The 12,065-nt window shown below is 69.7% G+C and carries 9 protein-coding genes and 1 pseudogene; all 10 read right to left on the bottom strand.

Annotated elements, in window-relative coordinates; genetic code table 11:
- Positions 1-1,132, bottom strand: a 1,132-nt coding sequence (gene nuoN, locus KBX53_RS08785) for an NADH-quinone oxidoreductase subunit NuoN (RefSeq protein WP_210858520.1), incomplete at its 3' end; no start/stop codon positions are given.
- A gap of 109 nt (positions 1,133-1,241) precedes the next feature.
- Complete coding sequence (locus tag KBX53_RS08780) at positions 1,242-2,777, bottom strand: NADH-quinone oxidoreductase subunit M (protein ID WP_210858519.1); 1,536 nt, start codon at positions 2,775-2,777, stop codon at positions 1,242-1,244.
- 64 nt (positions 2,778-2,841) lie between these two features.
- Entirely contained in the window at positions 2,842-4,767 is a 1,926-nt protein-coding gene (gene nuoL / locus KBX53_RS08775) for an NADH-quinone oxidoreductase subunit L (RefSeq protein ID WP_030334141.1), read from the bottom strand.
- A 12-nt stretch (positions 4,768-4,779) separates the two neighbouring features.
- A complete protein-coding gene (nuoK, locus tag KBX53_RS08770; protein WP_030334139.1) occupies positions 4,780-5,079 on the bottom strand; it encodes an NADH-quinone oxidoreductase subunit NuoK in 300 nt (99 codons plus the stop codon).
- Entirely contained in the window at positions 5,076-5,846 is a 771-nt protein-coding gene (locus tag KBX53_RS08765; protein WP_030334138.1) for an NADH-quinone oxidoreductase subunit J, read from the bottom strand. The genes nuoK and KBX53_RS08765 overlap by 4 nt, the downstream gene beginning before the upstream one ends.
- On the bottom strand, positions 5,843-6,484 hold the full coding sequence (gene nuoI, locus KBX53_RS08760) for an NADH-quinone oxidoreductase subunit NuoI (protein WP_030334137.1): 642 nt from the start codon (positions 6,482-6,484) through the stop codon (positions 5,843-5,845). The genes KBX53_RS08765 and nuoI overlap by 4 nt, the downstream gene beginning before the upstream one ends.
- Before the next feature lies 1 nt (position 6,485).
- Positions 6,486-7,838, bottom strand: coding sequence for an NADH-quinone oxidoreductase subunit NuoH (nuoH, locus tag KBX53_RS08755; RefSeq protein ID WP_030334136.1), 1,353 nt, complete (start codon positions 7,836-7,838; stop codon positions 6,486-6,488).
- Positions 7,835-10,348: an NADH-quinone oxidoreductase subunit G gene (locus tag KBX53_RS08750; RefSeq protein WP_030334135.1), complete on the bottom strand. Its 2,514-nt coding sequence runs from the start codon at positions 10,346-10,348 to the stop codon at positions 7,835-7,837. The genes nuoH and KBX53_RS08750 overlap by 4 nt, the downstream gene beginning before the upstream one ends.
- Before the next feature lie 55 nt (positions 10,349-10,403).
- The gene (nuoF, locus tag KBX53_RS08745) at positions 10,404-11,720 is read right to left on the bottom strand and encodes an NADH-quinone oxidoreductase subunit NuoF (RefSeq protein WP_210858518.1); all 1,317 of its coding nucleotides are present in this window, start codon (positions 11,718-11,720) and stop codon (positions 10,404-10,406) included.
- Positions 11,717-12,065 (bottom strand): annotated as a pseudogene (locus tag KBX53_RS08740) (NADH-quinone oxidoreductase subunit NuoE); the annotation flags it as partial. The pseudogene KBX53_RS08740 and the gene nuoF, both read right to left, overlap by 4 nt.

Here is a 12,065-nt window from a genome sequence, read left to right as displayed (position 1 = left end):
CGGCGAACGCCGCCAACACCGAGAAGCCGTACGCGACCAGGTAGAACATCGTGCCGGCGAGCCCGTCACGGCTCGGCGCCAACACACCGACCAGCAGGTAGCCGGCGTTGGCGATCGAGGAGTACGCGAGCAGCCGCTTGATGTCGGTCTGGGTGACCGCGAGCACCGCACCGACCAGCATGGTCAGCACCGCCACCGCGCCGAGGACCGGGGTGAAGTCCCAGTTGGCGTCGGCGAACGCGACCTGGAAGACGCGCAGCAGCGCACCGAACGCGGCGACCTTGGTGCAGGCCGCCATGAACCCGGTGACCGGGGTCGGAGCACCCTGGTAGACGTCCGGGGTCCAGACGTGGAACGGGGCCGCCGCCGCCTTGAAGAGCAGACCGATGGCGAGCAGCGCCATGCCGGCGAAGAGCAGCACCGGGCTGGCCGGCGACTCGCTCACCGCCGCGTGGATGGTCGCGAAGTCGACGCCGGCCGAGCGGCCCGGGATGCCGGCGGTGAAGCCGTAGATCAGGGCCACGCCGAACAGGAAGAACGCGGAGGCGTACGCGCCGAGCAGGAAGTACTTCATCGCCGCCTCCTGGCTCAGCAGACGCCGGCGACGGGCCAGCGCGCAGAGCAGGTAGAGCGGCAGAGAGAAGACCTCCAGCGCGATGAACATGGTCAGCAGGTCGTTCGCCGCCACGAAGATCAGCATGCCGCCGATCGCGAACGTGGTGAGCGGGTAGACCTCGGTGAGACCGTTGCGCCCCTCGGCCTGCCGCCGGTCGTCGGCCGACTCGGCGGTCACCGCGGCCTGGGCGACGAACGCCCCGCCACGCTCGACCGAGCGGTCACCGATCAGCAGCAGCGCCATGGCGGCCAGCACCAGGATCGCGCCCTGGAGGAAGAGCGTCGGCCCGTCGATGGCGAGGGCCTGCCCGACGGTGATGATCCGCTCGTCGGCGCTGAGGACCACCATGGTCAGTGCCGCGAGCACCGCGAGCAGCGCCAACGTCAACTGCACCAGATGCCGCCAGCGCCGCGGCACCAGGGCCTCGACCAGCACACCGAACAGCGCGGCGCCCAGCATGATCAGGATCGGAGCGATCGCCGCGTACTCGATCGACGGCAGTTTCAACTCGGTCACAGTGCCGACCTTTCGTTCGCGACTGCGCAAGCCTCTGCCCGCGACTGCGGGGCTCGCTTCGCTCTCTCCTCGCGCGGGCGGATGGGGCTCGCAAGCTCACTCCTCGCGCTCACCGAGCCGCCTCCTGGACGGTGCCGCCCACGGACGGCGCCGGGTCGGTTCTGCCGATGTCGTCCATGGTCGCCTGGACGGCCGGGTTGATCACGTCAGTGACCGGCTTGGGGAAGAAGCCGAGCAGCACGATCAGCGCGATCAGGGGGGCAACCACGACCTTCTCGCGCAGGTTGAGGTCCCGGCGCATGCCGTCGACCTCGGTCAGCGCCGGGTTCAACGTGCCCTGGGTGGTGCGCTGCACCATCCACAGCACGTACGCGGCGGCCAGGATGATGCCGAGCGTCGCGATGACCGCTACCGGCTTGTTCACAGTGAACGTGCCGATCAGCACCAGGAACTCGGAGATGAACGGCGCGGTGCCGGGCAACGCCAGCGTGGCGAGACCGGCGAAGAACAGCACCCCGGCGAGCACCGGGACCAGCTTGCCCGCGCCACCGAAGTCACTGATCAAGGACGAGCCGCGCCGGGCGATCAGCATGCCCACCACCAGGAAGAGCAGGCCGGTGGCCAGGCCGTGGTTGAGCATGTAGAGCACCGCGCCGGTGCCGGCCTGCGTGGTGAAGGCGAAGATGCCCACCCCGATGAAGCCGAAGTGCGCGATCGAGGTGTACGACACCAGCCGCTTGAGGTCGTTCTGGCCGACCGCCAGCAGCGCGGCGTAGACGATGCCGATCACGCCCAGGGCCAGCGCCCACGGTGCGAACCACTTCGACGCCTCCGGGAACAACGGCAGGCAGTACCGCAGGATGCCGAAGGTGCCGACCTTGTCCAGCACCCCGACGAGCAGCGCCGCCGCGCCCGCCGGGGCGGCCCCACCGGCGTCGGGCAGCCAGGTGTGGAACGGGAAGAACGGCGCCTTGATGGCGAACGCGAGGAAGAAGCCGAGGAACAGCCACCGCTCGGTGCCGGTGCTGATGTCGACCTGCGAGAGCGCCTGCCAGTCGAAGGTCTTCCCGCCGACCACCCACAGGCCGATCACCGCGGCCAGCATGAACAGACCGCCGACCAGCGAGTAGAGGAAGAACTTCACCGCCGCGTACTGCCGCTGGTGGCCGCCGTAGCTGCCGATGAGGAAGTACATCGGCACCAGCATGACCTCGAAGAACACGTAGAACAGGAAGACGTCGGCGGCCGCGAAGACGCCGATCATCGTGCACTCGAGGACCAGCAGCAGCGCGAAGTAGACGGGCACCGACCGCTTCGACGACTCGGCGTCGTGCCAGGACGCCAGGATCACCAGCGGCACCAGCACCGCGATCAGCATCAGCATCACCAACGCGATGCCGTCGGCGGCGAAGGTGAAGCTGACCCCCCAGTTCGGAATCCACGAGTACGACTCGCGGAACTGGAACCGGTCACCGCCGGCGTTGAAGCTGACCCACATCACCACCGAGAGCACCAGCACGAGCAGCGACCAGGCGAACGCCACCTGCTTGGCCAGCTCCGGGCGGTGGCGCGGCAGGAAGGCCACCACCAGGGCGCCCACCAGCGGCGCCACGGTGAGCACCGAGAGGAACGGGAAGTTGGACATTATGCGGCCTTACCTCCGTCGTCACTGCGTGGTCCGCCGGCGGGGACGGGCGTATTGAGGTCGATCACGCCAACCACCCCGCCTGCACCGCCAGGAACGCCGCCATCACCAGCAGCGCACCGGCCAGGATCGAGGTGGCGTACGAGCGGACAAAGCCGGTCTGCATCCGGCGGAGGCGACCCGAGCCACCGCCGACCGCGGCGGCGAGCCCGTTGACGAGCCCGTCGACGCCCCGGTTGTCGAGGTACACCAGCGCCCGGGTGAGGAAGATGCCCGGCTTCTCGAAGACCGCCTCGTTGACGGCGTCGGTGTAGAGGTTGCGCCGGGCGGCGGTGACCAGCACCCCGGCCGGCTGCGGCGCGGTGGCCGTACCGGCCCGGAAGAGGAACCAGGCGAGCCCGGCGCCGAGCACGGTGACCAGCAGCGACAGCGTGGTGATCACGGCGTGCGAGAGGACCGCCTCGTGCTCGGCGTGTTCGCCGCCCAGCCCGGCGGTCTGGGTCAGCCAGTCCGGAACGGACGTGGAGAGCAGGAAGCCGGCACCGACCGAGCCGACCGCCAGCAGGATCAGCGGGATGGTCATCAGCTTCGGCGACTCGTGCGGGTGCTCGATGTCCTCGGTCCACCGCTGCGGGCCGTGGAAGGTGAGCACGAACAGCCGGGTCATGTAGAACGCGGTCAGCCCGGCGCCGAGCAGCGCCGCCCCTCCGAAGAGCCAGGCGGTCCAGTCGTCCCGCTCGAAGGCGGCCACGATGATCGGCTCCTTGGAGAAGAAGCCGGAGAAGGGGAACATGCCGATGATGGCCAGCCAGCCCATCATGAAGGTCAGCCAGGTGATCTTCATGTGCTTCGACAGGCCACCGAAGCGGCGGATGTCGACCTGGTCCTTCATCCCGTGCATGACCGAGCCGGCGCCCAGGAACATGTTGGCCTTGAAGAAACCGTGCGCCAGCAGGTGCACGATGGCCAACGCGTACGCCGCGCCGCCGAGACCGACACCGAGGAACATGTAGCCGATCTGGCTCACCGTCGACCAGGCGAGCACCCGCTTGATGTCGTCCTTGGCCGCGCCGATGATGCAGCCGATCAGCAGGGTGAGCGCGCCGACGCTGACCACCACGAGTTGCAGCGTCGAGTTGGCGGAGAAGATCGGGTTGGACCGGGCGATCAGATAGACACCGGCGGTGACCATGGTGGCGGCGTGGATGAGCGCCGACACCGGGGTCGGGCCCTCCATCGCGTCCGGCAACCACGCCTGGAGCGGGAACTGACCGGACTTACCGGCCGCGCCGAGCAGCAGCAACAGGCCGAGGACCAGCACCGTGGTGCCGGTCAGCGCGCCGACACCGTTGAACACCTCGTCGTACTGGGTGGTGCCCAGGGTGGCGAACATGATGAAGATGCCGATGGCCAGGCCGGCGTCGCCGACCCGGTTCATCAGGAACGCCTTCTTGCCGGCGGTGGCCGCGCTCGGCCGCTCGGTCCAGAAAGAGATCAGCAGGTACGACGCCAGACCGACGCCCTCCCAGCCGAAGTACAGCATCACGTAGTTGTTGCCGAGCACCAGCAGCAGCATCGCCGCGACGAACAGGTTGAAGTACGCGAAGAACCGACGACGGCCCGCGTCGTGCGACATGTACTCCACCGCGTACAGGTGGATCAGGAAACCCACCCCGGTGATCAGCAGTACGAAGACCGCGGCCAGCGGGTCGAACAGCAGGCCGAAGTCGACGCGCAGATCACCGACCGCGATGAAGTCCCAGAGGCTCAGCTCGACCGACTTGTTCTCCAGGCCACGCAGCTGAAAGAAGAAGCTCAGGCCGAGCACGAACGCGGCGCCGATGGCAGCGACGCCCAACCAGTGCCCCCAGCGGTCGGCCCGGCGGCCGAGCAGCAGCAGGATGGCCGCGCTGACCAGCGGGATCGCCACCAGCAGCCAGACGCCCCCGAGCAGCCCCGTGGCCTGGGCGTATTCCACAGTCTCTTCCACCGGTGGACCCCTCTAGTACTTCAGCAGGTTGGCGTCGTCGACGCTCGCGGAGCGTCGCGTCCGGAAGATGGACATGATGATCGCGAGCCCGACCACGACCTCGGCCGCCGCCACCACCATCACGAAGAACGCCATGATCTGACCGTTGAGGTCACCGTTGATCCGGCTGAAGGTGACCAGCGTCAGGTTGGCCGCGTTGAGCATCAGCTCCACGCACATGAACAGCACGAGCGCGTTGCGCCGGACGAGCACCCCGGCGGCACCGATGGTGAACAGCACCGCCGCGAGGACCAGGTAGTAGTCAGGCGTCATGAGTCTGTCCCCTTCAGCGTGGTCTCCTGCGCGGTCAGCTCCCGCACCGGCAGGATCTCCGGCGTGCTCCGCTCCGAGAGGCGGCCGTCCGGCAGTCGGGCCGGGGTGGCCACCGAGGACGAGGTCGCGAAGACGCCGGGGCCGGGCTTCGGGCCGGGGTAGTTGCCCGGCGCGAACCGCGCCCGCATCGTCGACACCTGGTCGACCTTGTCCTGCTTGCGGCGCTCGATGTGCGCGAGCACCATGGCGCCGACCGCCGCGGTGATCAGCAGCGCCGAGGTCAGCTCGAACGCGAAGACGTACTTGGTGAAGAGCAGTCGGGCGATGCCCTGCACGTTGCCCTCCGCGTTGGCCTGCTCCAGGCCGACCGCCGTGGTGCCCTCCAGCGCCCGGTAGAGCGCGCCGCCCACCAGACCGGCGAAGCCCAGCCCCAGCACGATCGCGGCGACCCGCTGGCCGCGCAACGTCTCGATCAGCGAGTCGGTGGAATCCCGGCCGACAAGCATCAGCACGAAGAGGAAGAGCATCATGATCGCGCCGGTGTAGACGATGATCTGCACCATGCCGATGAACGGCCCGGCCTGGAGCACGTAGAAGACGCCCAGGCAGAGCATGGTGAGCACCAGCCAGAGCGCGGAGTGCACCGCGTTGCGGGCCGCCACCATCCCGATCGCGCCGATCAGTGCGAGCGGCCCGAGGATCCAGAAGGTGACCTCCTCGCCGCCGGACACCGCACCCGCCGCGGCCAGCACCGTAGACGTGGTCATGCGTTCTCTCCCTTGCCGGCCGCGACCCGCTGGGCGGCCTGCTCGGCGCCCGGGAACGTCACGCCGGGGTGCTCCTCGACCTGGTAGCGGCCGGGGCCCATCGGTGACGTCTCCGCACCGGCGGAGGTGCCCGGGTTGTCCAGCGCGCCGACGTAGTAGTCCTTCTCGCTGTCACCCAGCCGCATCGGGTGCGGCGGCTGCTCCATGCCCTCCAGCAACGGCGCGAGCAACTGCTCCTTGGTGAAGATCAGGTCCTGCCGGTTGTCCCGGGCCAGCTCGTACTCGTTGCTCATGGTCAGCGACCGGGTCGGGCAGGCCTCGATGCACAACCCGCAGAAGATGCACCGGGCGTAGTTGATCTGGTAGATGCTGGCGTACCGCTCACCCGGCGAGAAGCGCTGCTCGTCGGTGTTGTCGCCACCCTCGACATAGATCGCGTCCGCCGGGCAGGCCCAGGCGCACAGCTCACAGCCGATGCACTTCTCCAGGCCGTCCGGGTGCCGGTTGAGGATGTGCCGCCCGTGGTAGCGCGGCGCCGACACCGGCGGCTTGAACGGGTAGTCGGTGGTGACGACCTTCCTGAACATGTGCGAGAAGGTGACACCGAATCCCTTGAACGTTCCGGTGATCGCGCCCACGTCACACCTCCCTGGAGTCCGAGCCGGCAACGATGTTGGCCGGCTCCCGCTCGGCGACCACGCGCGTGATACGCGGGCTCGGTGGTACCTGAAGATCCATCGGCGGCAGCGGGAAGCTCCCGTGCGGCCGGTTGTCGACCTGTTCCTGCGTCGTCGGCTTCGGCTTCGGACGCCGGCTGGGCCAGAAGATCGTGGCGATCAGCAGGATGCCGGCCGGAATACCGACGGCGATCATCTTGCCGCGGGTGTCCCAGTCCTCGATGGAGCGCAGGCCCGACAGGACCAGGATCCAGACCAGGTTGATCGGCAGCAGCACCTTCCAGCCGAGCCGCATGAACTGGTCGTACCGCAGCCGGGGCAGCGTGCCCCGCAGCCACACGAAGACGAAGACCAGCGCGATCACCTTGCCGAAGAACCAGAGCATCGGCCACCAACCGGAGTTGGCGCCCTCCCAGATGGTGATCGGCCAGGGTGCCCGCCACCCGCCCAGGAACAGCGTCGTGGTGACAGCGGACATGGTCACCATCGCGACGTACTCGCTGAGCATGAAGAGCGCGAACTTCAGCGAGCTGTACTCGGTCATGAAGCCGGCGACCAGCTCGGACTCGGCCTCGGGAAGGTCGAACGGTGCCCGGTTGGTCTCACCCACTGTGGCGATGAAGAAGATGATGAAGCTCGGCAGCAGCAGGATCGCGTACCAGCCCGGGGCCGGAACCGTCTGGCCGAAGATGGTCAGCTCGGTGCCGTCTCCCTGAGCGGCGACGATCCCGCTGGTGCTCATCGTGCCGGCGGTCATGAAGACCGCCACGATGCTCAGCCCCATCGCGACCTCGTAGGAGATCATCTGGGCGCTCGACCGGAGACCACCGAGCAGCGGGTACGTCGAACCGGACGCCCAACCACCCAGGACGACGCCGTAGACGCCCATCGAGGAGCAGGCGAGCAGCAGCAGCACCGCCACCGGCACATCGGTGACCTGCAACGGGGTGTGGTGACCGAAGATGCTCACCATCGGGCCGAACGGCACCACCGACAGCGCGGTGACCGCGCAGATCACCGAGATGGTCGGGGCGAAGAAGTACACGACCTTGTCGGCCGCCTTCGGCAGGATGTCCTCCTTGAAGGCCATCTTCAGACCGTCGGCGAGGGTCTGCAGCAGGCCGAACGGGCCGACCTGGTTGGGGCCGGGCCGCACCTGCATGTAACCCACGACGCGCCGCTCGAACCAGACACCGAGCAGGGTGGCCAGCAGCCCGAAGGCGAACGCGAAGACAATCTTGCCGAGAACCAGCCACCACGGATCCCGGCCGAAGTCGGCCAGCGTGGGGTCCTGGGCGAGGATTGACGGAGTCACTGGTTACCCCCGGAGTTAAGGAGCGGACCCGGGAGACCGGTCTCGTCGGCCGCCACGCGCCCGGCCGGAATGGCCGTACTCGGTGCGGGGACGGAGATCCGGACGACCGCGCCGGACGTCGCCCCAAGGCTGCGCCGCACTGTCGAGCCGGGTGAGTTGGTCGGCAGCCAGACCACGCCGTCCGGCATCTCGGTGAGTTCCGCGGGCAGGGTCAGCGCCCCCCGGTCGGTGCCGACAGTGACGGCGTCACCGTCGACCACACCGAGCGCCTCGGCGGTGCCCTTACCCAGCCGGACCACCGGCGGACGGGCGGTGCCGGCGAGGTTCTCGTCGCCCTCGGTCAGGGTGCCGAGGTCCACCAGCTGGTGCCAGGTGGCCAGCACGGCTTCCCCGGCCTTCGGCTCCGGCACCCGGCCCGGCGCGACCGACGGCGCGGCCGGCCGCGACATCCGCGTCGCCGGCAGCGTGCCCAGCTCGCGGCGCACGCTCAGCACGTCGGCGGTGCCGAGGCGCACGTCGAGCAGCGCGGCCAGCGCGTCGAGCACCCGGCCGTCGGTCATCGCGGTGGTGTTCAGGACCGCCTCGAACGGGCGCAGCCGACCCTCCCAGTCCAGGAAGCTGCCGGCCTTCTCGGCCACCGGGGCGACCGGCAGCACCACGTTCGCCCGCCGGGTCACCGCGCTGGCGCGCAGCTCAAGGCTGACCAGGAACGGCACCGCGTCCAGGGCGGACTCGGCCAGTCGCGGGTCGGCCAGGTCGGCCGGGTCGACACCTCCGACGACCAGCGCGCCGAGCTGCCCGTTGGCCGCCGCGCTCAGGATGCCGTCGGTGTCCCGGCCGGCCTGGCTGGGGATCACCCCGGCCGGGATGTCCCACGCCTCACCCAGCTCGGCCCGAGCGGCCGGTTCGGTCACCAGGCGTCCACCGGGCAGCAGGTTGGGCAGGCAGCCCGCGTCGACCGCGCCGCGGTCACCAGCGCGCCGCGGCACCCAGGCCAGCTTCGCGCCGGTACGCCGGGCCACGTCGGCCGCGGCGGAGAGCCCACCCGGCACGGTGGCCAACCGCTCGCCGACGATCAGGATCGCGCCCGGGGCGCTCAGCGCCTCGCTGACCGTGGCGTGCTCGGCGAGCACGCTGGCCTCCTCGCCCGGCACCACCCGGGCCAGCTTGGCACCGAGCTTCTCCAGGCCGCGCGTGGCGAAGGGCGCCAGCGCGTACACCGTCAGGGTCTTCTTCAGGTACGCCTTGCGCAGCCGCAGGAAGAGGATCGGGCACTCCTCCTCGGGCTCCAGGCCGACCAGCACCACCGCCGGCGCGTTTTCCACGTCGGTGTAGGTGACGTCGGTGACCCCGGCGACCGAGCTGGCCAGGAAGTCGGCCTCCTCGCGGGAGACCGGTCGGGCCCGGAAGTCGATGTCGTTGGTGTTCAACGCGACCCGGGCGAACTTGGCGTACGCGTACGCGTCCTCGACGGTCAGCCGACCGCCGGTGAGCACCGCGGTGCCCTGCCCGCTCTCCCGAGCCGTGTGCAGCCCCTCGGCAGCGACCGTGAGCGCCTCACTCCAGGACGCCTCGCGCAGCTCACCGGTCTGCTCGTCGCGGACCAGCGGCGTGGTCAGCCGGTCGGCGGCCCGGGTGTACTGGAAGCCCCACCGGCCCTTGTCGCAGTTCCACTCCTCGTTGACCTCCGGCTCGTCGCCGGCCAGCCGGCGCAGCACCTTGCCGCGCCGCCAGTCGGTGCGCTGCCCGCAGCCGGCCGAGCAGTGCTCGCAGACGCTCGGGCTGGAGACCAGGTCGAACGGGCGGGCGCGGAACCGGTACTGGGCACCGGTCAACGCTCCCACCGGGCAGATCTGCACGGTGTTGCCGGAGAAGTAGGAGTTGAACGGGACGTCCCCGCTGTCCTCCCCGGACTCCACGCCGTACGCGTCGTCCCGGTAGATGTTGATCTCCTCAGCGGACGACCGGCCCATCAGGTCGATGAACTTGTCGCCGGCGATCTCCTCGGAGAACCGGGTGCACCGCTGGCAGAGCACGCACCGCTCGCGGTCCAGCAGCACCTGGCTGCTGATCGCCATCGGCTTCTCGTACTCCCGCTTGTGCTCGTGGAAACGCGAGTCGGTGCGGCCGGTGGACATAGCCTGGTTCTGCAGCGGGCACTCACCACCCTTGTCGCACATCGGGCAGTCCAGCGGGTGGTTGAGCAGCAGCAGCTCCATCACCCCCTCCTGCGCCTTCTTGGCCACCGGGGAGGTGATCTGGGTGCGGACCACCATGCCGTCGGCGACGGTCTGGGTGCAGGAGGCGACCGGCTTGCGCTGCCCCTCCACCTCGACCAGGCACTGCCGGCACGCGCCGGCCGGGGCCAGCAGCGGGTGGTCGCAGAACCGGGGGATCTCGGTGCCCATCTGCTCGGCGACCCGGATCAGCAGTGCCCCCTTGGGGGCGGTGACCTGGACGCCGTCGATGGTGAGGGTGACGGTCTCGGTCTGCTTGGCTACGTCGGTCATCAGAGTCGCCCTTCATTCGCGACTGCGGGACTCGCAAGCTCGTTCCTCGCGCTCATCAGTGCGCACCCACCAAGGTCTTCTCCGACAGCTTGGGAGCTTTACGACCCTCGATGTAGTCGAGGTAGTCCTGCTTGAAGTACTTCAGCGAGGAGGTCACCGGGCTGGTCGCGCCGTCACCCAGGCCGCAGAACGACCGGCCGAGGATGTTGTCACAGGTGTCCAGCAGGGTGTCCAGGTCTTCGTGGGTGCCCTGACCGGCGAGGATCCGCCGGTAGACCCGGACCATCCAGTAGTTGCCCTCACGGCACGGGGTGCACTTGCCGCACGACTCGTGGTGGTAGAACTCCAACCACCGGTACGTCGCGTAGACCGGGCAGTCCTGGTCCGAGAAGATCTGCGTGGCAGTGGTGCCGAGGATCGAGCCGGCCGCCGCCACCCCCTCGAAGTCGAGTGGCACGTCCAGGTGCTCGGCGGCCAGCAGCGGGGTGGACGAGCCCCCCGGGGTCCAGAAGCGCAGGTTGTGGCCGGGCTGCATGCCACCGGCCAGCTCCAGCAGCTCGCGCAGCGTGATACCCATCGAGCACTCGTACTGGCCCGGGTTGGCGACCCGCCCGGAGAGCGAGTAGATCATCGGCCCGGAGGACTTCTCGGTGCCCATGCTCTTCCACCAGTCGGCCCCACCGAGCACGATCGGCGGCACGCTGGCGATGGTGCCGACGTTGTTCACCACCGTCGGGCTCGCGTACAGGCCGTGGGTGGCCGGGAACGGCGGGCGCAGCCGGGGCTGGCCCCGGAACCCCTCCAGCGAGTCCAGCAGCGCCGTCTCCTCGCCGCAGATGTACGCGCCGGCGCCGGAGTGCACCACCAACTCCAGGTCGTAGCCGCTGCGCAGGATGTTCCGGCCGAGGTAACCCTTGTCGTACGCCTCCTGGACCGCGTTGCGCAGCCGACGCGCGGCGTGCACCGCCTCGCCCCGGATGTAGATGTAGGCGCGGGCGGCCCGGATCGCGTACGACGCGATGATCACGCCCTCGACCAGCGCGTGCGGGTCGTGGGTCATCAGCGGCAGGTCCTTGCAGGTGCCCGGCTCGCCCTCGTCGGCGTTGACCACCAGGTAGTGCGGCTTACCGTCGCCCTGGGGGATGAAGCCCCACTTGAGGCCGGTCGGGAAACCGGCGCCACCCCGGCCGCGCAGCCCGGAGTCCTTGATCAGCTGGATCAGGTCGTCCGGGTGGGCCTTGAGCGCCTTGCGCAGCGCGGCGTAGCCGTCGAGCTGCTCGTACGTGCCGATGCGCCAGGCGTCCGGCGACAGCCAGCGCTTGGTCAGCACCGGCGTCAGCTTGGCCAGCGTCTCCGGGCGGGGAGTGGTCACTTCTGGGCCCCCGTTTCGCTCGCGTCAGCCGATCCGGCGCCGTCGGCGTCCGTGTCGGCCTTCGCTTCGGTGAGGTGGCGCTCCGGCGCCCCGGCCTCGTCGCCGGCGGGCTTGCCGTCGCCGGCCGGCGCGTTGGCCGCCACGCCGGCCGCCTCGGCCGAGCGCGCGTCGCCGGCCTGTGGCGCGGTGCCGCTGCTGTCCGCCGGGGCCTTCGTGCCGGGCGCGTCCGGCACATCGGTGCCCGCGTCCGGCTGCCGGGTCTCGGCGGTACGCACCTGCGGCGACTTGTCGTCCGGTGCCTTCACGTCCCGGGTGGTGCTGCCGGCGGCGGCCGCCGGCTCGGCG

The organism is Micromonospora sp. M51, assembly GCF_018070305.1.
Taxonomy (GTDB): Bacteria; Actinomycetota; Actinomycetes; order Mycobacteriales; family Micromonosporaceae; genus Micromonospora; species Micromonospora parva.
The sequence above is the reverse complement of the archived record's forward strand: the minus strand, read 5'-3'. Positions and strand labels throughout refer to the sequence as shown.